This window comes from Phocaeicola sp. (genome assembly GCF_057861905.1).
In genome coordinates, this window is sequence record NZ_DBMACV010000059.1 from 1 (window position 1) to 22,268 (window position 22,268).

The 22,268-nt window shown below is 43.0% G+C and carries 18 protein-coding genes; 10 read left to right on the forward strand and 8 right to left on the reverse strand.

The window, feature by feature from the left end; translation table 11 throughout:
- Nucleotides 1-315: 315 nt before the first annotated feature.
- The 3 genes from ACZM60_RS11130 to rfbA all read right to left on the reverse strand — a co-directional run bounded on the left by ACZM60_RS11130 (nt 316) and on the right by rfbA (nt 3,644).
- Nucleotides 316-1,821 (reverse strand): family 43 glycosylhydrolase, encoded by a 1,506-nt coding sequence (locus tag ACZM60_RS11130; protein ID WP_489521540.1) that lies wholly within the window; start codon nt 1,819-1,821, stop codon nt 316-318.
- Between the two features lie 341 nt (nt 1,822-2,162).
- Nucleotides 2,163-2,732 (reverse strand): dTDP-4-dehydrorhamnose 3,5-epimerase, encoded by a 570-nt coding sequence (rfbC, locus tag ACZM60_RS11135; RefSeq protein ID WP_021971168.1) that lies wholly within the window; start codon nt 2,730-2,732, stop codon nt 2,163-2,165.
- A 21-nt stretch (nt 2,733-2,753) separates the two neighbouring features.
- Nucleotides 2,754-3,644, reverse strand: coding sequence for a glucose-1-phosphate thymidylyltransferase RfbA (rfbA, locus tag ACZM60_RS11140; RefSeq protein ID WP_021971169.1), 891 nt, complete (start codon nt 3,642-3,644; stop codon nt 2,754-2,756).
- Between the two features lie 139 nt (nt 3,645-3,783).
- Here rfbA and ACZM60_RS11145 point away from each other — a divergent pair, with 139 nt between their 5' ends.
- Both ACZM60_RS11145 and ACZM60_RS11150 read left to right on the forward strand, forming a co-directional pair.
- Entirely contained in the window at nt 3,784-4,137 is a 354-nt protein-coding gene (locus ACZM60_RS11145; protein WP_021971170.1) for a hypothetical protein, read from the forward strand.
- A 12-nt stretch (nt 4,138-4,149) separates the two neighbouring features.
- A complete protein-coding gene (locus ACZM60_RS11150; protein WP_489521541.1) occupies nt 4,150-5,280 on the forward strand; it encodes a glutathionylspermidine synthase family protein in 1,131 nt (376 codons plus the stop codon).
- On the opposite strand, the gene ACZM60_RS11155 is transcribed toward ACZM60_RS11150, so the two are convergent.
- Nucleotides 5,264-6,037: a DnaJ domain-containing protein gene (locus ACZM60_RS11155; protein ID WP_489521542.1), complete on the reverse strand. Its 774-nt coding sequence runs from the start codon at nt 6,035-6,037 to the stop codon at nt 5,264-5,266. The two genes, ACZM60_RS11150 and ACZM60_RS11155, sit on opposite strands and share 17 nt — an antisense overlap.
- Before the next feature lie 95 nt (nt 6,038-6,132).
- Here ACZM60_RS11155 and ACZM60_RS11160 point away from each other — a divergent pair, with 95 nt between their 5' ends.
- Nucleotides 6,133-7,449 (forward strand): cobyrinic acid a,c-diamide synthase CobB, encoded by a 1,317-nt coding sequence (locus ACZM60_RS11160; RefSeq protein WP_489521549.1) that lies wholly within the window; start codon nt 6,133-6,135, stop codon nt 7,447-7,449.
- 19 nt (nt 7,450-7,468) lie between these two features.
- Here ACZM60_RS11160 and ACZM60_RS11165 read toward each other — a convergent pair whose 3' ends face one another.
- On the reverse strand, nt 7,469-8,029 hold the full coding sequence (locus ACZM60_RS11165) for a sugar O-acetyltransferase (RefSeq protein ID WP_489521543.1): 561 nt from the start codon (nt 8,027-8,029) through the stop codon (nt 7,469-7,471).
- A gap of 742 nt (nt 8,030-8,771) precedes the next feature.
- Between ACZM60_RS11165 and ACZM60_RS11170 the strand changes: the two genes are divergently transcribed.
- Complete coding sequence (locus tag ACZM60_RS11170) at nt 8,772-9,668, forward strand: helix-turn-helix domain-containing protein (RefSeq protein ID WP_021971906.1); 897 nt, start codon at nt 8,772-8,774, stop codon at nt 9,666-9,668.
- Nucleotides 9,669-9,752: 84 nt separating this feature from the next.
- Here ACZM60_RS11170 and ACZM60_RS11175 read toward each other — a convergent pair whose 3' ends face one another.
- Both ACZM60_RS11175 and ACZM60_RS11180 read right to left on the reverse strand, forming a co-directional pair.
- A complete protein-coding gene (locus tag ACZM60_RS11175) occupies nt 9,753-11,015 on the reverse strand; it encodes a cupin domain-containing carboxymuconolactone decarboxylase family protein (RefSeq protein ID WP_021971905.1) in 1,263 nt (420 codons plus the stop codon).
- A 126-nt stretch (nt 11,016-11,141) separates the two neighbouring features.
- Nucleotides 11,142-12,104: a YitT family protein gene (locus ACZM60_RS11180; RefSeq protein ID WP_340318470.1), complete on the reverse strand. Its 963-nt coding sequence runs from the start codon at nt 12,102-12,104 to the stop codon at nt 11,142-11,144.
- Between the two features lie 332 nt (nt 12,105-12,436).
- Between ACZM60_RS11180 and ACZM60_RS11185 the strand changes: the two genes are divergently transcribed.
- From ACZM60_RS11185 to ACZM60_RS11210, 6 genes are all read left to right on the forward strand, one after another.
- Complete coding sequence (locus tag ACZM60_RS11185; protein WP_489521544.1) at nt 12,437-14,287, forward strand: hypothetical protein; 1,851 nt, start codon at nt 12,437-12,439, stop codon at nt 14,285-14,287.
- 44 nt (nt 14,288-14,331) lie between these two features.
- Nucleotides 14,332-16,557, forward strand: coding sequence for a hypothetical protein (locus ACZM60_RS11190; protein ID WP_489521545.1), 2,226 nt, complete (start codon nt 14,332-14,334; stop codon nt 16,555-16,557).
- A 24-nt stretch (nt 16,558-16,581) separates the two neighbouring features.
- Nucleotides 16,582-17,472 carry an Ig-like domain-containing protein gene (locus ACZM60_RS11195; protein ID WP_489521546.1) on the forward strand — a complete coding sequence of 297 codons (891 nt, stop codon included), beginning with the start codon at nt 16,582-16,584 and terminating at the stop codon, nt 17,470-17,472.
- Nucleotides 17,473-17,537: 65 nt separating this feature from the next.
- Complete coding sequence (locus ACZM60_RS11200; RefSeq protein WP_489521547.1) at nt 17,538-19,790, forward strand: hypothetical protein; 2,253 nt, start codon at nt 17,538-17,540, stop codon at nt 19,788-19,790.
- 171 nt (nt 19,791-19,961) lie between these two features.
- A complete protein-coding gene (locus ACZM60_RS11205) occupies nt 19,962-20,576 on the forward strand; it encodes a DUF4923 family protein (RefSeq protein ID WP_021971899.1) in 615 nt (204 codons plus the stop codon).
- A 373-nt stretch (nt 20,577-20,949) separates the two neighbouring features.
- Nucleotides 20,950-21,699 carry a carboxylesterase family protein gene (locus ACZM60_RS11210; protein ID WP_489521548.1) on the forward strand — a complete coding sequence of 250 codons (750 nt, stop codon included), beginning with the start codon at nt 20,950-20,952 and terminating at the stop codon, nt 21,697-21,699.
- Nucleotides 21,700-21,841: 142 nt separating this feature from the next.
- On the opposite strand, the gene ACZM60_RS11215 is transcribed toward ACZM60_RS11210, so the two are convergent.
- A complete protein-coding gene (locus ACZM60_RS11215; protein ID WP_021971897.1) occupies nt 21,842-22,024 on the reverse strand; it encodes a hypothetical protein in 183 nt (60 codons plus the stop codon).
- Nucleotides 22,025-22,268 lie beyond the last annotated feature (244 nt).

Genomic DNA, 22,268 nt, shown 5'->3' on the forward strand with positions numbered 1-22,268 from the left:
TTGTTAATTTGTAATTAATTGTTTGTCAGACTTAAATATACAAAATAATTCGGTGATTACCAACTTTTAAAGATACTTTCTTATCCCGAACTCACGTATAATCTGATTGATATGGATCGTGATGATGATTAAACTGGTTATTACTACTTGATGAAGTTACAGAAAAAAATAAAAAATGCAGGCCTTAAGTTTGAGGTCTGCATTTTTTATTTGCTTGTTGTCGTAGTCCAAGACACGTACGAATGTTTCGATTAAGTTAAAGTCTTTTTAATGTGTCGGACAGTTTTTTGAAGAGCACAATTTTAAACATATATGTCAGAGTGCCTGATAGGTGAAATTGGTAACGTAGACTTCGCCTTCACCTCCAGCGTAAATACCCGGACGTACAGAGAGAAACTCTCCTAATGTGTTATGATGATATCCTTGCATATCGAAGCCCCATGGATATTTGTGCCATGTCTTTCCGTCGCTACTATACCATCCTGAGATTATATTATTAACATTTTGCAGTCGTATCCACAAACGACACTTACCATCTTTGAATTTTATTTCTACTTTAGGCTGGTTGCGATGTACAGCTCCTCGGCGATAGCGTAATAGTTCTCCGGGGCGGAAGCCTAATCCGAAATGCATATCCTTATTATAATACATCACTAAACCAGCAGATGCTTTTTCATTGTTCAGTTCCAGACACGCTTCGATTTTGTAACTGTGATCTCCTGCTCGTGCTAAAAGGGGAGATGCATCTTGAGGACTATTGCCTTTACCTTGTAGTGTAATTTGCTCGGAAGATACATGAAACCTGGTGGAGAAGTTTTCTCCGGCTGCTTGCCATACAAAATCTTTTATATGACGTTGCTTGGGACGCTGAGGAGTAGGAAGCGGAGCTGGTTGGTTCGTCAGGTGTAGCCATTTGTCCTTACCAATCGTAACTTCACGTACTAATGTTTGACGTCCCAATGTCAGAAAACCTTTTTCATAACCATGAAAGAACAGCAGTAATTTGCCATCCGGAGTATCAACTATCGATCCATGCCCCTGACTCCACCATGTTTCCTCGGGAGATAAGGTACGAAGTAATGGATTTTGGGGAGCGTTTTCCCATGGACCTTGTATCTTTTTGGAACGTGCCTGTATTACCATATGGCCGGTAGGGGGACCGGCTGTACCACCTTCAGCAGCTAATAGATAATACCATTCTCCTATTTTCTTTACATTAAGTCCTTCGAGAGAGAAACTTTCTATATCCCATTCTTCAGGAATTTCCCAACCTTTATAGATTATTGTCGGTTTAGCAGTGATCGAAAGACCATCTTTACTTAGAGGATGCAAATCTCCTGAGCTAAGTAATAAATAGCGGTTTCCTTCGTCGTTTGTAACATGCTCGGGATCTATACCGCCTACTTTTAAGTCGATTGGTGTACTCCAGGGACCTTCAGGACTATCTGCCCATGTTACCATATTTGTTTTTTCTCCTTTTTCATTGCGAGTCGGGAAATAAATGTAAAAGCGATTGTTATATACACATAAATCGGGTGCCCAAATATCTCCATTATATTCTGGTAAAGCTGCAGAACATGGAGTCCAGTCGGCAAGGTTCTTGGAACTGTAAACAATGAGTCCCGGGTTATAAATGAAAGATGAATGTACCATGTAATAGGTATCGTTGACCCGTACTACAGAGGGATCGGGCATGTCGCCTTCCAGTAGCCGGATTGTTGTGGAAGGTAATGTAGTTTTGTCTTGTTCCTTTTGTCCCTCATTCCCGGTGCAAGCCGTAAACAAAGCGGCCAGCAAGAGGGTGTAAAAACTTGTTTTCATAGTTATAAAATTTGTGTTAGTGTTTCGTTTTGCAAGTTCGTTAAAAGGGGCGAGAAATGCAAATGTTTAAACAAGGATTAATTCCGAGTCCTTGAGTCTTGGGGATATTTCTACCTTTCTCGAGTGGAAATAATGAATTTGTCTTTTAAAAATTAGGATAGTAACTTCTTAGGAAATTGATTGATTTAGGAATTTGGAGATTGATTTGAAGGAAATATATCAGGTTGGCCATAAACTTTCGGCAACAAATGAGCTGGTTGTTTATAATAAAACAAGCGGACATTTTTCAATGAAATAAGGTTGAGAAATGTTCGCCTGCTTATTTATTTATGGATTGCAGTTCAATAGAGCTCTTCATTGTAATTGAATAACCAGTCTGCGTCCTTCAGGAGCGGATGATGTTTATCCTTTTCGGAAAGAACAACCTTGTCAGCCGGAATCCGCCAGTCAATACCAAGAGCCGGATCATCCCATGCTATGGCACCTTCACTCTGAGGAGCATAGAAATTATCACATTTATACTGGAAAATAACTTCCTCGGTCAAAACGCTGAATCCGTGCGCAAAACCACGTGGAATAAAGAACTGACGGTGATTTTCCTCGGTCAGTTCAACAGCTACATGCTGTCCGAAAGTAGGAGAGCCTTTACGGATATCTACAGCAACATCGAGAACTGCCCCCTTTACAACACGGACCAGCTTGCTCTGTGCAAAGGGAGGTTTTTGGAAATGTAGTCCGCGTAATACACCGTAGCTTGATTTACTTTCATTATCTTGCACAAAACGTACAGTACGCACCTGTGCATTGAAATCTCTTTCAGAAAAAGATTCAAAAAAATATCCTCTGTCGTCTTTAAACAAACGGGGCTCGATAATGACCACCCCGTCGATAGCTGTTTTGATAACGTTCATTTTCTTTATATAAATAAATATTTAATCGTTCAGTCCCAGTTCATCAATTACTTTTAGCAGATACTGGCCATATTGGTTTTTTAGCATAGGCTGTGCAAGCTGACGCATTTTTTCAGCAGTAATCCAGCCATGGCGTAAAGCTATGCCTTCCAGACAGGCAACTTTCAGTCCCTGACGTTTTTCTATCACTTCGATGTAAGTAGATGCTTCAGCCAGTGAATCGTGTGTGCCAGTATCAAGCCATGCAAATCCACGTCCCAGCGTTTGCACTTTTAATTCCCCATCGGCAAGGAAACGTTGGTTGACAGTTGTAATTTCAAGCTCTCCTCGTGCCGATGGTTTGATATGCTTGGCTATGTCTACAACCTTGTTCGGATAGAAATAAAGTCCGGTTACCGCATAGTTCGATTTGGGATGTTCAGGTTTTTCTTCAATGGAAAGACAGTTTCCCGCTTCATCAAATTCTGCAACTCCATAACGTTCAGGGTCGCTTACCCAGTAACCGAAGACTGTTGCTTTTGCTTCTTCTTCCGCTGTACGGACAGCCTCTTTCAGCATGGCAGTAAATCCGTTGCCGTGGAAGATGTTGTCACCAAGTACCAGACAAGCGGCATCATTACCGATAAACTTTTCGCCGATGATGAATGCCTGTGCCAGTCCATCGGGTGAAGGCTGTTCTGCATATTCAAAATGTACGCCGAAATCACTTCCGTCACCCAGCAGACGACGGAATCCCGGAAGGTCGTATGGAGTAGATATAATAAGTATTTCGCGTATTCCGGCAAGCATCAGCGTTGAAATGGGATAATATACCATAGGCTTGTCGAAGATGGGGAGCAGTTGTTTGGAAACTCCTTTTGTAATGGGGTAGAGGCGAGTACCTGAACCTCCCGCTAAAACTATACCTTTCATAATTCTTCTGTGTTTTTTCTATTTCTATGCAAAGTAAGAAGATTTTCTTATATCGGCAAAGTTTTCGGTTGTAAAGTAGTTATGTTAGGGATTTTATCTATTTTTGTGCATCCTATTTACATAAAATAATTAAGATTCAATGAATAGACGACACTATCTGGTGGCAGCAATGTGTCTGATGACGCTGGCTGCTTGCACACAGAAGACCGAATTACCCGAGAATCCGAAAGACAAGGAAGAATATCGCGACAGTCAGGGCAACAGTTGGATTTACAATGCCATGCTGATGCGTTGGGCCTTGATGCCTTCTCTTGCCAACGGACTGAGTACGACTCATTATTATTATCCGAAGTCGGGTTCGTGGACCGATGCGAACGGTACTCGTGTGAACGCTCCTTCGGGAGTAAAGGTCAGCCCGTCGGGTACAAATAAGTCGAAATCGAGTGGGAATGTGTTTGGTACTACCCGCCGTTCATATAGTATTCACGGATAAACTCTGGGTAAGATGGAAAGAATCAACGTTATCCCTCGTCCTGATTACAAGGAGAAAATAGAGGCTTTAGGCTTCGATTTTCATGGAGATTACTGGCGGGAGGAAGCCTGTTACCGCTTTACGACAGCCGAAATTGAGCAACTGGAAGAAGCGACAAGGGAAGCCTATCGCATGTATTGTGAGGCTGCCGAATACATTATCTCGGAAAAACCGGAATTTATGGAACGCATGTTGCAGATTCCTCCTGAGATTTGTGAGCGCATCCGCGAGTCATGGAATCGGGATGAATTGAGCTTGTACGGACGTTTCGATTTCCTGCTCGACGGGAAAGGAGTGCCTCGTATTCTGGAATTTAATGCTGATACGCCTACCTCTCTGCTCGAAGCATCAGTCATCCAGTGGCAGTGGAAGGAAGAATGTTTCCCGGAGTGCGACCAGTACAATGGCATTCATGAAGGTTTGGTGCAGTCGTGGAAAGATATTTTTCCGGCGGGAAGCGATATCCATTTTGCCGGAGCACTCGACGACCACGAAGATACCGGAACCTTGCAATATCTGGCAAGTACGGCCATGGAGGCAGGTTTCTCTACCCGTGTGCTCGACATGAATGCCATGAACTTGCAGGACGGTCTTTTTTATGATCCTTCCGGCGAACGTATCCGCAGATGTTTCAAACTTTATCCTTGGGAATGGATGGTAAACGAAAGTCCGGACGGATGTCTGGCTCAGGTGGAATGGCTGGAACCTATCTGGAAACTGGTGATGTCGAACAAGGCCATTCTGAGTGTCTTGTACGAATTGTTCCCCGATTCACCTTATGTGTTGCCTTGTTATTTATCACGTCCGCAGCAGGGAACATTTTGCAAGAAGCCGGTCTTCTCGCGCGAAGGACATAATGTAAGTGTGGTCGATATCCGCCAATGGGAAGAGCATGCACTTCTGAAAGAAACGGAAGGTGACTACAATACGGGAGCTTATGTCTATCAAGAGTATGTAAAGCCCACAACCTATAGCGGACGTTATCCGGTCATCGGGTCGTGGATAGTAGGAGGAGAGCCTGCCGGAATCGGTATTCGTGAGAACCGTACCGAGATAACCGACAATCTCTCCGAGTTTGTCCCGCATATTATTTCATGCCTCTAGCCTTGTAGATACGTTCCTTGGCATTGTTGATGCTTTGGAACTTTTCTTCTGCGGCCTTGCGGATGTCTTCTCCCAGCGTAGCTACGCGGTCGGGATGATGCTTCAGCGCAAGGCGGCGATAGGCGGCGCGCACCTCATCGTCGGTAGCCGTAGATTCTACTTCCAATACCTTGTAGGCTTCTTCCAGCGAGTCGCCGGACAAGTTCAGCATCGATTCTACTTCCTTGGCCGACAATTGCATAGACTGTGCGACCTCTTTCAGTGCGTCAATTTCGGCTGCACACACATTTCCGTCGCTGCGTGCTATCTGTGCCAGAAAACTTAGCAGTTGCAGACGCTCCTCATAGCTCATGTTGGCTGCAATCTGTGCGCCACATTCGCGTATGGTATTCTGAAAAGCGTGCGGGTTGGTTGCGCCCATCTGCTTGCGCTGTTCAAATAAGTTCAGCAGAATCTGTTCACCTTCCGTTACGGCATTCTCCCCGAAATTGGTTCGCAAAAAGCGCCGTACAAATTCCATTTCACTGTGCATGATTTTTCCGTCGGCACGGATGATATACGAAGCCATGACCAGCAGCGAGAACAGAAAGCTGTTTCGCTGTCCTTCGTATGTTTCGTTTCCGTTGTCGGTACCCATATTTTCGGGTACATATGCAGCTTTGTCGAACAGTGAGCCGATGGCATAACCCGCCAGTGCTCCCAGTGGTCCCATGGCCATGAATCCCATGATACCACCAATCCATTTTCCTAATTTCATTTATGCGATATTAATTTTTAGTTTTACGCGATAAAGGTAGTAAAAACCGCGGAATATTTTATAGGCATACAGAAAATCCTTACATTTGTGGCATGATGAAACCACAACTACTGATTGGAGCTGCCGCTTCGGGCAGTGGAAAAACTATTTTTACCATGGGACTGCTGCGGGCACTGAAGAAACGTGGCTTGCAGGCACAGCCGTTTAAATGCGGTCCCGATTATATTGATACCCAGTTTCACGCGGTTGCAGCCGGACGTCCGTCGGTGAATCTTGATACGTGGATGATGCACCACCATCATATTCAGCGTATCTATAACCGACAGTCGGAGGATGCTGATGTTTGTGTAACCGAGGGTGTCATGGGATTATTCGACGGATATAGCCGCGACAAAGGTAGTGCGGCGGAAATAGCCCGGCTTCTGAATCTTCCTGTAGTGCTGCTGGTGAATGCACGTACCGCAGCTTATTCCGTGGCTCCCATGCTTTTCGGTTTCAGACATTTTGCGCGAGGTATGAAGATAGCAGGCGTCGTGTTCAATCAGGTTTCATCAGCTTCGCATTATGCTTTTCTGAAAGAGGCTTGTACCGATGCCGGGCTGGAGGCTTTGGGGTATCTTCCGTATTCAGAAGAACTGTATGTACCTTCTCGCCATTTGGGACTGACACTGACGGCGCGGACTTCCATGAACGAGATTGTGGAAAAAGCCTCGGTTCTGGTCGAGAAATATGTGGAGATGGATAAGCTGCTGAACTTGTGTCAGTCGGTTTTTCCCTGTCCGTATACGTTGCCTTATGTTTCTGAAACGGCTGTTGAAGAAACTTTGCGCCGGAAACTGAAGATAGCGGTTGCAAGAGATGAAGCGTTCTGCTTCATCTATTACGAAAACCTGAAGCGCTTGGCCGAGCAGGGACGGATTACATTTTTCAGCCCTCTGCGCGATAGCAAGCTCCCGGCAGCCGATTTGGTCTATCTTCCGGGAGGGTATCCCGAACTCTATGCACGCCGTTTGCACCATCGCCGGGAAATCATGCAGCAGTTGTGCGATTATGCAGCAGAGGGTGGCAAGATTTATGCCGAATGTGGCGGCATGATGTATCTGGGACGTACACTCACTACGCGAAAAGGGGTAGCATTTGATATGGCAGGTGTGTTGCCGATAGATTGTACGGTGGAGCATCCACGCCTCCAAGCAGGCTATCGCGAAACGGAATACAACGGTGTGTCGTTGCGGGGGCATGAGTTCCATTTTTCGGAGCTCGTTTCTTCCGGTCACTTGGCTTCTGTTGCCCGATTATGTGATGCATGTGGCACTGAGGTCGACACTCCTTTGTACCGATACAAAAACGTCATTGCAGGATATACACACTGGTACTGGGGAGAAACCGACCTCATGCAGTTATGGAAATAAACGAAACCGTTTCGCTAAGTTAAATGTGGCGGATAACCCGTGCCGGAACCCCGCCGACAATTGTATTTTCGGGCACATCTTTCGTGACTACCGCACCGGCTCCTACCACAGCATTGTCGCCGATGGTCACTCCTTGCAGGATAGTTGCATTGGAGCCCACCCAAACATTTTTACCAAGCACGATAGGTGCCGGATAAGTGGTCTGCCGGTCTGCCGGAGCCAGCCCGTGGTTCAGGGTGGCAAACACCACGTTATGTCCAATCTGGCAGCCGTCGCCCAAGACGACTCCTCCGTGATCCTGAAAATGACAGCAGGCGTTGATGAATACATCTTTTCCTATCGTAATATTTTTTCCGAAATCAGTATAAAAGGGTGGGAAGACGCGGAAAGAGCTGTCTACCTCTTTCCCAAACAGGCGCGACAGCAAGGCGCGTACTTCTTCGGGAGTATGGTAAGCATTGTTCAGCTCGAAAGTAATGCGTCGAGCCTCGTTGCTCATATCGTTCATAAACTGATGGATTTCGGCTGTGTTGAGTGCACGGCGTGTCTTCACATATGCTAAGAAATCAGGAAGTGTCATAACTTTTATGTATTGATTGTTTATGCTACAAAGTTACTTCGGGTTATGTAAAGATGTTGTAGATAAATTACAGAGACTATAACCTTTATTACAGATTTTGTATCGACCTGCTTCTCTCGACGGGCGTATGCAACGGGGTTTTGCAGGATACGTTATTCTTCTTTGGGCAGACCTCGAGGTAAAGAAACTGGCAGTTTCTTGAAACATGCCGACAAGTCCTCTGTTTTTTGTACAAAAAATAAAATCTTTTGTACAAATTTTGAAAAAAGATGCAGAGGTTTTTGAGGAAACTTCCTGACCTGACGGATAGTGTCTGCTGGACAAGTTTTTTGATTGTTATACTCCCTTGAACCAAACGTGCTTTTAAAGCTTGGGTAGAAGTGCTTTCTATGAGTGCTGCAGTGAATGAATTTTTATTTGCTGTCAATTAAATTTGATTACTTTCCCTGTGATTGTTGTTTTTAGTTTTGCTGACCGGATGAACTGGCAGTGAATGTTTCCTCGTTTGCTGGACTGCAAGTTGATAATGAAATACAGGCAAGTAGTATGAAGGAAAAAGGTGATAGTCTTTTTATGGAACATTCTTTTTTTTGAATTATCGTTGTCATTTGTTTTCTGATACAGAATGTGGAATATAAATCATTGGTATATGCATCCGGATTACTGATTTATGTATCGGGCGTTTACGGTTTTGTGGGTTGTGTATTTATTGGTATCTTTGTACGGATTAAAAACAGAAAATATGGGAGATGTTATCAGATTCGATTCAGTAGAGCAATATAATAAATTGTATGGTCAGGAAACTCTTCATCCATTAGTGACGGTAGTCGACTTATCTAAGGCCTCAACATTTCCGACACATGCTACAATGAATTTTGGATTGTATGCTCTTTTCTTGAAGCAAACTCGTTGTGGTGATTTACGGTATGGCAAACAGACGTACGATTATCAGGAAGGTACAGTGACAAGTTTTGCTCCGGGGCAAGTAGTTGAAGTGAATATGGAACCGGGAGTACGCCCTTTGTCGTATGGTTTGTTGTTTCATCCAGACTTGATAAAAGGGACTCCACTCGGGCAGGAGATAAAGCATTATTCTTTCTTCTCTTATGCATCGAATGAAGCATTGCATCTTTCGGATGAGGAAAAAGGTATTTTTCGCGATTGTCTGGATAAGATTCATTTGGAGCTCGTCCGTCCGGCTGATAAACACAGCAAAAAGTTGATTTCGCGTAACATTGAATTGTTGCTGGATTACTGTATGCGTTTTTATGAAAGGCAGTTTGTTACTCGGACAAAGGTGAATAGAGGAATCTTAGTTCAGTTTGAAGAACTGCTGGAACAATATTTTCAAAGTGACCGTCCGCAAGTACAAGGACTTCCTACCGTGAAATATTTTGCCGATAGTGTGCATTTATCGCCTAACTATTTTGGTGATTTGATAAAGAAAGAAACAGGTAAGACTGCCCAAGAATATATTTTGGAAAAACTGATTGACGTAGCAAAGGAAGAAATCTTGGGCACGGACAAGAGTGTCAGTGAGATTGCGTATGGATTGGGCTTTCAATATCCTCAGCATTTTACTCGTATTTTTAAGAAAACGGTAGGGTATACTCCTTCGGCATATAGGATAATTCGGTAGAAAAAGGTTTTATCGATATGGTTAAGCCACGTTTATAATTTGCTGTTCGTAAGATAGAGGTAAACTATAAACGTGGCTTACGTTTTAATTCTCAGGAATAACTTCATTCAGACAGGCTATGGCATTTAGTGTACGCGGATATCCTATATAGGGCAACAGCTGCGTGGCGACAGTCAGTAATGTTTGTTTGTCATTCCCTACATTGACGTTTCCTGCGATATGTCCTTTCACTTGAGGTTCGCATCCTCCCAGAGAAATTAGAATTGCGAATGTCAGGAGTTCTCGTGTCTTAGGGTCGAATACAGGGCGAGTCTGATAATCTCCGAAACAGTTTGCTGAAAGATATTTTTGAATGTGCAACTGATTTGCAGGGGATGTTTCATACAGATGGTCTATCTGGTTGCCGAAAATATCTTTTTGTAGAGCCAGCCCTTTCTCCATTCGGGTAGCCGGCGTTACAACGGATTGAGGCGCCAATGGGAGTTTTACTCCTTTCTCCGAAAGAAAATCATTTGCCACTTCAATCAGTTCCTCCACTTTCGACATGCCGGCATAAGGTACAGCATGGTATAAAACCTCTTTTATTTCTAAGGGAGTAATGTCATTGGCAAGAGCGGCATGAAGTGTCTTTCGGTATTCCGTTGTAGAGTTTGTTGCTATGGTGGAAGCCATTGTAACCAGAATTCGGCTTCGTGTTTCCAGTTGACCGTATTTTGCTACGTCTCCAAAGGTAAAATTGCCAAATATTTCAGCCAGCTCTGGATCAGTGATTGCTAAATTATCGTGATATGTGGCATACCATGTCGACTGATTTTTGGCTGCTTCGGCAGATAACTCTCCGTTTGGTGAAGTTGCAGCTGAGTATTCTTCATCATCGACAGGCTCTAACCAGGTATTTTTATTCGTCTGGGGATTACATTCAATAGCGAGATGCGAAAACCAACTATCGGGTGCTGCTCCATGCCAGTGAATTACATTGGGAGCTATTTCTACAATATCTCCTGGAAGCAGCAAGCGTGCCGGTTTATTCTTTTCTTGATAAAATCCTTTTCCTCCTACCGCAATCAGGAGTTGCCCTCCCGTATGGCTGTGCCAGTTGTTGCGGCATCCTGGTTCGAAAGTCACATTACATATCGGAGTGTTCAGCTCTTTATTGCTCGTTAATAGGGCTAAATAAGATTTTCCGATAAAGAATTTGGCATATTGCACATTCTCTTCACCAATGGGAAATGTGCTGAGATGTTGGGGTACACGATTTTCTTTTTCCATATTCTGTGCATTTAATATAGTTATTGGGAGCATTGCTGTCAGGGCAATACATATAGTTGTAATTTTTTTGACTTTCATGGTACGGAGGGTTTAGAATAATCCTTTTTTATATACCACAAAATTACTGTGCTCCACGTTAACCGAACATAAACAGATTACAGATTCTTGTACCCGAATTACCGAAATAAAACGGATATGCCTTTATTATTCGGGATCAATCTCGTTGGGTGAAGGAAGTTGTTTCCAGCCTTCGCCAAATGTGTCGTAAGCGTCCGTTACTACAACAAAAGCCTTAGGGTCTGCTGCCTTGATAGTGTGTTTTACACCAGCTACTTCTTTATAACTTACAACGAGGAATATCATTTCTTTTTCTTTGCCTGTATAGAGTCCGCTGCTCTTTATACAAGTGGCTGTACGATCAAGGTCTTTTAGTATATACGAATGCAGTTCAGTCATTTTTTTATCGCTGATGACAAATATCAGTTTGTCGTTTTTAGAACCGTTTATCATGTATGCTATGACTCGGGAAATAATAAAAATGGTGATAAGTGAGTAGAAAGACAAGTGCCAGGAAGGTTGTATGGAGTCTTCTGCGCTGCCTATTCCGAAACCTATAACCAGAAGGCCAAAACAAACTACCGTTCCGTCGACCAGCAAGATAGCTTTTGAAAAACGTATATGACAATACTTTTGGAGCAACATACCTACAATGTCACTACCTCCCGTTGTTGCTTGATTACGGATTACAATGCCTGTGCCTATACCTATCAGCGTTGCTCCCATGATGCATGCCAGCATCAGATGATCGGACAGGTTCATGCTTCCTCCTATCAGTTGGGACGGATCAAGTGCCTGAAGGGCTTCTTCGGTAGGATAGACCATTCTTGACATCATATTCATCAGAAAGGGAGTGGTCATGGCTGCGGCAATAGTACGTGATCCCAGCTTCGCTCCAAGTAGAATAACCGACAGGATGAGTAACGGAATATCGAACATGTAACCAAATGTTCCCACTTGTATGGATGGAAATAGGTTATGCAGTACGATGCTGGCACCATAAACTCCTCCCGGAACGATATTATATGGATTGATAAAGAAAACGAATCCTGCTGCTAAAATGATGCATCCCATCAGGATATTGAGCCATGAACAGAGTGTTTTTTTCATAATTGACCTTATTTTTATGCAACAAATTTACATAAAAGCTGGAAAATAAAAATATGATTTGATGGTTTGCTTTATGTTTTTTCTGAAAATGTTTCGTGAACTAAGTTTGAAAGTTAAAAAGATAGTTGTTGAGTGAGAGGAGGTTAGCTGATTTATTCATTTTTTTTATTGGAAAAGTTGAACAAAATGCGGAACATGAATGTTTCTCTTTACGTAAAAAATGGGGGATAAACGTTAAGCATTTTACAAAACTTTGCGTTTTTTCTACGAATATGTAACAATAATTGATGAAATAACTTTTAAAACTTTGACATAGTAAAAGCAGAAAACGAATGAAGAAAATTACTTTAATTACATGTTTGTGTAGTCTGTTGCTGATGGCTTGTAGTCGGGAAGAATGGAATACTACTGCAAGCACAGATACACCGGAAGCAGTTTTCAAATTATATGATGTAGGATATAGTGGCACTTTGTCACGTGCTTCTACACTGGAAGAAGCACGTTATGACCGACTGGAATACTGTATTGTAGATGAGAATGGCAATCGTGTGAGAGATACCAAAAGCAAATATAATCCGTCGACTTCCGAAATTTATGTAGAAGGGTTGCACGAAGGGAATTATCGCTTGCTGGTATTGGGAGTGAAAGGTAATGAGAGCTTGGATAGAGCAACAATTCACGAATTGAATCACATTGATGAAACCTGGCTCGAGTTTCCGGAAGATTTGCAGAAGCCGCTGGATGCTGAATATTTTTATTCGCAGACACCGTTTACGGTAACAGTACAGCAAGGTACAGGTGGCAAGCAGGAAGTTGCTACAATACGACAGGATGTAAAACAGCAACGTATTATAAGTAAGGTTGATTTTGAGTTTGCATACAACAATCCGTATGTACGTACGGCTGTAACTGCTAAGAGAGCTACATTTGGTTCTGTCCACTTTTATACAGTACTTTCCGGTGATGGAGCAATGGCAGGCGAGAGTGACGGTACATTACAAGATTTGCTTTTGGATAGTGTTACTTCTTATTGTTTTATGCCTTTGAAGGAAGGTTCTGTGTTGAATGGGGAAATCAGCATCCAGACACGGAATTATCGTGGTAGTGAAGTCAGTCAGGTTTATGCATTCGGTCAGAAGGAAATGGAATCGAATCATATTCATCAGATAGAAACGAAGGTCAACCATCCGGATGACAAGTCGGTTGTTATGTTCCTTACTTCATCGGCTTATGCAGAAGGCAAGCATACTAAAATCTTGCAGGATGATGAAACGAAAGAAGTATACACGAATCCTTCGCTGAGAAAGTTCAACACGGCGCAACCGCTTCAGTTAAACATTACCGACGACGGGGAATTGCATATGCGTTTTTATTCGCCACGCGATTTGAAAAATGTTCTTGTCAAGGTGCATATTTCTGCTGTAAGTGATGAGTATTTTGATTTGGCTTACTTCGATACGATTCCGGGATTTGCCGATTTTTATGAAGCATTGCCTTTGGTACAACGTTCGTCTATGTGTCGTACTGAATCAGGAAGACAGATTGAAGTACATCAGATGCAAGCTTCTGAACTGGCAGGTGCCGAGTTTAAGGTTGAGTCGACTGACCCATACTGGGAGAAATTGACGAAAATAGAACACGGATGGGATATTTACTGGGGCTTGTATGGTGGCGATCCTGAACGCGAAGATGGTGGTCCGGTTGGAAACTGGATGGGTATCCGTCCTGTACATTGTCGTGAATCTGTTGCCTTGTTCCTTAATTTCACTTACATGATTGATATGCCGGAACACGAACAGATTCTGACTGAAAATGCAGATCAGCTTTATGATGATAATAAAAATCCTATACAAGTAGAACGGGTTTTACAGCAAATGAGACAAAAACGCACCTTACAGGTCGGGCTGGTTTATCCGGGTAACGGTATCATTGGTCTGGGAGGAGGAAGCACGTTTGGAGCTTACCAGCAGGCGTGGTTCGAACATTACTGGAATACTTATGCATGTAGTATTATGTTTCACGAATTGGGACACGTAATGGGTTATGGTCATAGCAGTTCGTTTACTTACGGACCATGGGCCGAGAAGTTGATGAATAATTTTTATGTACAGAATTTAAGCAAGTTCCCGATAGATTCATCCACTTACCTGAACAGTAAGAATAATCCGAACAGATATAAATAGGAGTCTGATTGTTCGAAATAGATTAATAACAACAATACGAAATAATGAGTAAGATAAGAAATCTGATAGGAGTGTGCAGCCTTATGATATTATTTCTTTGCGGCTGTAACTCGGATAATGATATACAAGGGCGTTTGCCTGAAGGTACAATCGGTGTACGTCTGATCGCTTCCGGCATGGCGGAAGGAGAAACTTCGGATGCTGAATGTCATGTAAATGAAGTAGAAGGTTTCCGTTTTGAGGAAGGTGTTCTGGAAGAGATTTTCGACCGCCTGAATCCGGATAGTGAGGGAACTTGTCACTTGCAGCCGTTGCAGATGCGTGGTACGGTTTACTTTTTGGCAAATGCTGGAGAAATAATCCGCAAGGCTGCTTTACAGGTTGGGCAGACTACTCTGGAAGAATTTTTGGACTTGCAGGCTACTGTGGACGAACTGACTGCCTCTGGAATGGTAATGACTGGACGTGTAGAACTTGGCCGCGAGATGATTTCGGCAACGGTAGCCATGAAGCGATGTGTTTCCCGCATTGACCTGGATTCGTCTTTCGAAGGAGTAAAGGTAAACAACTTGAAGATAAAGAATATAGTACCCTCCGGTTATGTAAATGAAAGGCAGGAAGCTCAATCTCCTGAGGAAATCGATCCGACAGAACTGATGAAAGATTTTGGAGAGGAACCTTTCGAGAATCGCAAGGAAACCTTGTTTTATGTGTGTGAGCAGGGAGGCAGACGATACGATGTGGAGTTGATGGTTACTACAGCCGACGGTGCATGGCATCGCCTCAAGACTTCTTTCTCCGCTATCAAACGTAATACAATATATACCTTGAAGGTGTATGGCAACGGAGCTGATGCTCGTGTAGAGGTCATGACTGATGATTGGGAAAACGGAATCTCCTCAGAGTCGGGACAATTGCTGAAAGGTTTGATTGACAAGAATGCTTCTGAACTGTCGGAAGGCGTGGAAATCAATGAACGTGGAGATACTGTTTTTGTACCTTATCAGGAAAGTGATTTTCAGTTGTCTTTGCTGGCTGAAGAGGGTACACGCCTGATTGTAGATGGCATGGCTGAAGGAGTAAATGTCGTTCCACAGGTTGCAGCACGTGGCTTGCAGCAGTTGGCAAAGGTTAGTGTAAGCAGTTCCCGAAAGATGCCAGGAAGTGTACAAGAATACATATATCTGGATGTATATAAACAGAATGTTTGTACCGGACGAGTGGTACTGGTCTTTCGTCCCAATCCGATTAAGCTGACAGGCAAGATTCGTTTTGATGAAAATGCCGTATGCGATTTTAATACTTACATTGATGGAGAACTTGGAATACTTACTCTGCCCGAAGGTAAGGTCTTAAAGACAGAAATCGCAGGAACTGCTCCGTGGATGAAGGTTGAAGCAGGTGAAACGACGGGTACTTATCGTATCATTGCTGGCTGGAAACCTAATGATCCCGATGCAGACGGACGAGTACAAGAAGCACGATTACTGATTGCAGACGCAGATGGAAGTCGTCAGGAAACTTATACGATAAAAAGACAAAATTGGGGGTTGCCGGTGGTTAATATAAACGGGACCTGGTGGTGCAAATACAATTTGCGGGGAAATGTGAAAAACTTTTCCGACCAGATTTTGATAAAGAATGATCCGGTGTCTGAAGAATCCAACGTATTTGAGTATTTGAAGACTTGTTCTGATGAAGATTTGCTGAAGGCAATGGGTGACCAGTATCAGGCAGGAAATCAGGATGGATTAAAGCTGACTCACGAAGGTGATACATTCTATTATGAAGGGTATCAGGGAACATCTGGAAATTTTGGAACAATGGATCCTACAGAAATGGCTCCTGACGGATATCAGATTCCTAATTATAATAATTATCGTTTCTTTACGTGGAATGAAAACTGTAATCTGGGATATAATACTTGGGGAGTATTTAATAATGGATTAGGGCAACGTATGAATTTTTCGGTAGCCGAACGTACACTGGTTGTCGATGGAGTAGAATATGGTACGATTGGACTTTATGACTTTGTCTACAACAATACTCATTGGACTATATTCGGTTTGGGACATCAGTGGGCAGATAAAAGCATTTCAAACATGATGGTCTTGCTGGCAACTTACGGCAATGTCAATAATACTTGGCTGATAGAGGGCTATCCTAAGAGTGACGGTAGAGGTAACTGGTTCAAGTATTCAAACAATAATGCTCAGAAAACTCGTACGATACGCTGTGTGAAAACTCCGGTAGAATATATATATGAATAATAAAATAATACAACTAAGAAAATAATGATGAAAATGAAAAATTTGGGATTGGTAGGTATTGCATTGGTAGGGTTAACTTTTACTGCGTGTTCAAACGATAACGAAGGGGATGGAGGTTTAGGAGAAACAACACGTCCGTTGGTAATTGCTACACGTCAGATTAGCTATGAGGGGGCAGGACAAGAGCTTGCAGGAGAAAATTCCATTACCGATATGAAAGCGTGTGTATTCGAAAAAGGAATCATGACTAAGGTTTTTGAAAACTTACAGCCAACAACTGATGGCTACAACTTGCAGGTGGATAGTTACGACGGTACTATCTATATGGTGGCAAATGCTGATGGCATGTTGGATTTGAAACAGATGCAGACTGAAGGTATCAGTGAAGAAGAATGGAAAACTACTGCTTTGGGCATGAACGAAGGCAAGGCTGCCAATGTATTTACAGGAATGCTGACCTTGGACGGACAAAATCAATCGGCACAGACTTTGACTCTGAAGCGTGGCGTTGCTCGTTTCGATTTGAATGTAAATGTGGCAGGAAGTGCATCTATTGAGAGATTGACACTTAAAAATGTAGCTCAGTCGGGATATTTGTTCTCACAGAGTGAGGGTGTGAAATCGCCGACAGATGTAACTCGTAAGGACATGGAAGTAACTTTCGATACACCGTTGACGGCTTCTACTCCGGCAGTGCTCTATGTGTATGAACAGGAAAACAATGGAATGGAAGTTAGCATCGATGCTGTAATAGACGGGCAGCACAAGGTTTTGACAAAGACTTTGGAAGGAAACCTGAAGCGTAATACCATTTATACGATTACAGTACGAAAGAATGATATTGACATTGTAGTAAAAGTGGGCATTGATGATTGGGAACCGGGAACAGATACGGAAATCGTACCCCAGTTGTAATTGTTTTAATTATATTTTGATAGATATAAGTGATAATGATATACAATAAAAGAAACTATTTAGGTTTGTACAGCATATTGCTGTCGGCTTTTCTTATGGCTTCGTGTTCGGATGAACACGAAGCGGTACAGAAGGGCACCGAAAGTCCAGCCGTTGTTCAGGCAGACATTTCAGCTTTTAAGGTGGACGGAAGGGTTTCTTCTCTTGAAGGTGAAAATGAAATTAAGGATATTCAGGCGTGTTTATTCGAAGACGGCTTGATGACAGAAGTTTACACTGATCTGAACAAATCGTCGGACACATATTCGCTGAAACTGAAGAGTATGTCGGGTACGCTTTATATGCTCGCAAATACTGAAGGATTAATCGATTTGCAGCAGATGAAGGATAGAGGAACGACAGAACAGGAGTGGCTGAATACCACTGTAAAGGCCGAAGAAGGAGTAATGCCTCGTTTCTTTGCAGGCAAGTTGGACTTGAAGGAGCAGCCGCAGGGACAGTTTGTATTTCCTATGAGCCTGAAACATGGGACAGCTCGTTTCGACCTTTTGGTAAAGACCGGGGGAGTGTTGTCTGTAAAAAGCCTGACATTGAAAAATGTTGCACAAGAATCTTATCTGCTGCCGCAGACTGGGGTGGTTTCTCCCGAAGGTGCACCTGTCGAGGATATGCATATTGTATTTCAGCAGCCTTTGTCACGAGATTCTTCGGGCATTGCCTATGTAGGCGAACAGGCTAATCAGCAGTTAAAGGTGGCAGCCGAGATGGAAATGAACGGGAAAACCTATGTAAAGGAGGTTGATTTGCCCTCGTTCCTGAAACGTAATACCGTTTATACGATTACAGTCCGAAAAGATGCTTTGTCGGCGGATGTCAAGTTGGAAGTGACTGCATGGGAAGATGGAGGAGACGTAGCTTTACGTCCCGATTTCGACGGTACCATAACGGTCGATAAGGGAGCTTCTGTATTACCGGAAGGGGTTGTTGTGTCAGAATCGGGGAATGTGGTTTCTCTGCCGAGTAGAGCATTGGATTTTACGCTGGCATTCGATTGCGATGACGAACTGGAATTTGTGTCATCGCAGAGCCCGGACATTACGGTAGAAGCTGTATTGTCGGAAGTGGCAGGCGAAAAGAAAAATTGTTTTACCTTCCATAAGGCACTTCTCCCTCCTGGATACCCTCAGGAAGAAGCGAAAGTGTATTTCCGCCGTAAAGGGTTGAACGAAAATTATGAAGAAGACTGCGTGACACTGGTAATGGAAGAAAATCCTATCCGGCTGGAAGGATTCAGTTTCGACCGTGAAAATTATACATGCGACTTTGGACGTTACATTGATAACGAAATGGGGCGTTTTACCATTCCTGAAGGTCTGGAGCTTGTTGCTGAGTTTGGTGACGAAGACCCTTGGGTGAAGGTGGAAAAGGCTGGAGAAGATGCCAATACTTATCGCGTGGTAGGAGGATGGAAGCCAAATGACCCGAAAGCTGATGGACGTAAACAGTCTGCTCGGCTGGTGGTGCGCCGCATCTCGGACGAACAACCCATGGAAGTTTATACAGTCGTTCGCCGTAATTACGGATTGCCTGTAACTTATCTCAATGGTACTTGGTGGTGTCGTTACAATGCTATAGGTAATTCCAGAAGTTTCGACGATCAGGTGTTAAGTTCCAACGATCCGGCACGTCTGGCAGGGCAAACCGTACAGGACTATCTTAAGACTTGCTCATCCGAGGAATATGTGCGTTTATGGAATGCTGCCTATGAAGGGAATAATGGGATAGCCTTGCAGGCTGTGTATCGCGACGGTAAGGTGACATTGGACGGCTGGCGTAGTAGTGAGTCGAACCATATCAATAAAGCGGAACCTGCTTCATTGGCTCCCGATGGTTATGAAATGCCGACATTTGATGATTACAAGAATATTCTTGGACTCTTTTCCATACCCATACCGACAACCTGGTCAGGATTCTATCCTGAGAACGATGCAACAAACAGACAGTATCGTAGTGAAATTATTCTTGAAAAGCGTTCTGGCATACAGCTTGACGGACACGCTTTGAACGAGCAGTGGAGCTTTTCTGTCAGAAGTATTGCAGGACACGGTGATGAACCTCTTACATTCTATGGAGTAGGTTGCCAGTGGAACAATGACGGAGTGAATGGAAACTGGTTGCTGCTTGCATGTTATAATCCGAATGTAACCGGATGGCTGTTAAGAGGAAACAATGCAATTTTGGGACACAACGGGGCGGGCGCAAACAATACTCGTAATGTGCGTTTCAAAAAATCACCGGTAGAGTATATCTATCAATAAAATAGCCTAAGTTAATCGGGTGCAAATTTACCGGAGGTAGAGAATCGGTAAATATTGTACCCGATTTTATTGCATTACATATGCTCTTTTTTATCGGGATTTTGTATCTTTGTATGTCATTTTATCATAAAAAATGACCAAATAGATTCAATGTAAAAGAAATGTAAGAAAATGAAAAAGATGAACATTATCAGATTAATCTGCCTGTCATGCTTTATGTACATGGCAAGTGGTGCGGTTAATGCACAAAGTTTACAATCTATTCTTTCGGGTGTGGCAAATGCTGTTACAAATAAAGTAACCAACTCATCGGGTGTTTCTCTGGAAGGAACATGGAAGTACACGGGGCCCGACTGTAAGTTTGAAAGCGATAATTTTCTGGCACAGGCGGGTGGAGAAGTAGCTTCTCAAAAGGTGGAAGAAAAGATGTCGGATGTGCTTTCCAAACTGGGTTTTACCGACGGGTGTACATATGTGTTTAATGCCGACAGTACTTATACTTCTACCGTAAAAGGTCGTACAACCAGCGGTACTTATTCTTATAATGCCGATACAAAGGAGCTGACCTTAAAGACTAAGCTCGGCATTAAGTTTAATGCAACCGTTTCGCAGCAGGTATTGTCGCCTAATAAGATGAGTCTGCTTTTCAAGGCCGACAAGTTGATGTCGCTGGCACAGACTATCGGTGGTGCTTTGGGAAATTCGAATTCTACCATCAGCGCTGCTACTTCTTTGCTGAACCAATACGATGGGCTTCAGCTTGGATTTGAACTTGAAAAGCAATAAGCAATTGTTTTTTCTAAGTTTTATTGTTTACGGGCTTGACATTTGATATGTCAGGCTCGTATTGTTTTGTGTAACACGTCATGTGATCTACTGAGACATATCAGGTTATATTACAAAAAACGTCTGGACGTTTTTTTATTTTTTGTACAAAAAACAAAGAAATTTGTACAAAAAATAATTGGGTTTCCAGCTCCTTCTTTCTGAATGGTCAGGAGAAACCTTTTCGGACGATTAATTTATTCTCGACAGGGGATGCCAGAATTGCTGTTAACGAAAAAAGTGTTACTTTTGAAAGGTGGTATGAGTTTGCTCTATTGGGACAGATATAAGAGTATCACATTATTTTATTTCTAATCCATTAAAAAAACACATTATGAAAAAAATTATTCTGCTGTTGTCTGTGCTGCTTTTTAATTTAGGACCTATATTGGCACAAGATAACTATGAACGCAAGATTTTTGTTTCTGCGTCGGGCGATAGCCTGAATTACCGTCTGCTGGAGCCGGAAGCAATGCAGGCCGGAAAAAAGTATCCGCTGGTATTGTTTCTGCATGGAGCAGGTGAAAGAGGCAATGACAATGAAAAACAGTTGACGCATGGTGCACAGATGTTTCTGAATCCGGTCAACCGGGAAAAATATCCTGCCTTCGTTTTGTTTCCGCAATGTCCCGAAGATAGCTATTGGGCATATGCCACTCGTCCGCTTTCTTTTATTCCGGCTCAGATGCCGGTCGGTGAGGAGATGCCATCTGCATTTCGGGCTGTAAAAGAAATGCTCGATATGTATCTGGCAAACCCGCAGGTTGATAAATCGAGAGTTTATATTATCGGATTGTCGATGGGAGCAATGGGAACTTACGATATGGTTTCCCGCTTTCCTGACATGTTTGCGGCTGCTGTTCCTATCTGTGGTACGGTAAATCCGACACGCTTGTCGACCGCTAAGAACGTGGCATTCCGTATCTTCCATGGCGACGCTGATGATGTGGTTCCCGTAGCCGGTTCCCGTGAAGCCTATAAGGCATTGAAGGCGGCAGGTGCTTCGGTGCTGTATACCGAGTTTCCGGGTTGCAACCACGGTAGTTGGAATCCTGCCTTCAACTGTCCGGATTTTATGAGCTGACTTTTCGGTCAGCAGAAAAAATAAGACATACGATATTTGCAAAATGATTGCCGCCTGCGGTTATATCGATGATGTATATTCAGCATTCCGGCAATCATTTTTACTTGCAAAGATAAGCATCCGCTATCTTTGTGCGGTAGAGTTAATGCTTAAGATACCCCGGAGCATCGAACTTGGCCGATTTCTTGCCATGTAACTTTTTGGCGTGTCCCGGAGGAATTTCCTTCTTGTGTGGCGGTTTAGCACGATGTCTGGTTACGATACATGAGGTCGTACTCAGGCAAAGCGTTAGAATGAACAAGGTTAGTAATGACTTTGGTTTCATGGTAACAGTATTATTTTTTACAAAGATAAAATAATTTTGGAATATGCGTATGTTATCATGTATTCATTGAATGTTCAATGCGTATATCTACTATTCTTAATCAGGAAATAATGGTACAGATATACTTGCAGCCGTAGTACCAGCAACATTTTGTACAAAAGTAACCTTAAGATGAAGTCATAATAGAATTGTGGTATATGAAGTAAACAAATTGTGTATGGAAGAAGAGATATATTAAGGTATT

What these genes read in the sequence shown, in the direction of transcription:
- ACZM60_RS11130 (WP_489521540.1), bottom strand. Translation starts at nt 1,821, where the DNA reads ATGAAAACAAGTTTTTACACCCTCTTGCTGGCCGCTTTGTTTACGGCT.
- rfbC (WP_021971168.1), bottom strand. Translation starts at nt 2,732, where the DNA reads ATGAACGTTATCAAAACAGCTATCGACGGGGTGGTCATTATCGAGCCC.
- rfbA (WP_021971169.1), bottom strand. Translation starts at nt 3,644, where the DNA reads ATGAAAGGTATAGTTTTAGCGGGAGGTTCAGGTACTCGCCTCTACCCC.
- ACZM60_RS11145 (WP_021971170.1), top strand. Translation starts at nt 3,784, where the DNA reads ATGAATAGACGACACTATCTGGTGGCAGCAATGTGTCTGATGACGCTG.
- ACZM60_RS11150 (WP_489521541.1), top strand. Translation starts at nt 4,150, where the DNA reads ATGGAAAGAATCAACGTTATCCCTCGTCCTGATTACAAGGAGAAAATA.
- ACZM60_RS11155 (WP_489521542.1), bottom strand. Translation starts at nt 6,037, where the DNA reads ATGAAATTAGGAAAATGGATTGGTGGTATCATGGGATTCATGGCCATG.
- ACZM60_RS11160 (WP_489521549.1), top strand. Translation starts at nt 6,133, where the DNA reads ATGAAACCACAACTACTGATTGGAGCTGCCGCTTCGGGCAGTGGAAAA.
- ACZM60_RS11165 (WP_489521543.1), bottom strand. Translation starts at nt 8,029, where the DNA reads ATGACACTTCCTGATTTCTTAGCATATGTGAAGACACGCCGTGCACTC.
- ACZM60_RS11170 (WP_021971906.1), top strand. Translation starts at nt 8,772, where the DNA reads ATGGGAGATGTTATCAGATTCGATTCAGTAGAGCAATATAATAAATTG.
- ACZM60_RS11175 (WP_021971905.1), bottom strand. Translation starts at nt 11,015, where the DNA reads ATGAAAGTCAAAAAAATTACAACTATATGTATTGCCCTGACAGCAATG.
- ACZM60_RS11180 (WP_340318470.1), bottom strand. Translation starts at nt 12,104, where the DNA reads ATGAAAAAAACACTCTGTTCATGGCTCAATATCCTGATGGGATGCATC.
- ACZM60_RS11185 (WP_489521544.1), top strand. Translation starts at nt 12,437, where the DNA reads ATGAAGAAAATTACTTTAATTACATGTTTGTGTAGTCTGTTGCTGATG.
- ACZM60_RS11190 (WP_489521545.1), top strand. Translation starts at nt 14,332, where the DNA reads ATGAGTAAGATAAGAAATCTGATAGGAGTGTGCAGCCTTATGATATTA.
- ACZM60_RS11195 (WP_489521546.1), top strand. Translation starts at nt 16,582, where the DNA reads ATGATGAAAATGAAAAATTTGGGATTGGTAGGTATTGCATTGGTAGGG.
- ACZM60_RS11205 (WP_021971899.1), top strand. Translation starts at nt 19,962, where the DNA reads ATGAAAAAGATGAACATTATCAGATTAATCTGCCTGTCATGCTTTATG.
- ACZM60_RS11210 (WP_489521548.1), top strand. Translation starts at nt 20,950, where the DNA reads ATGAAAAAAATTATTCTGCTGTTGTCTGTGCTGCTTTTTAATTTAGGA.
- ACZM60_RS11215 (WP_021971897.1), bottom strand. Translation starts at nt 22,024, where the DNA reads ATGAAACCAAAGTCATTACTAACCTTGTTCATTCTAACGCTTTGCCTG.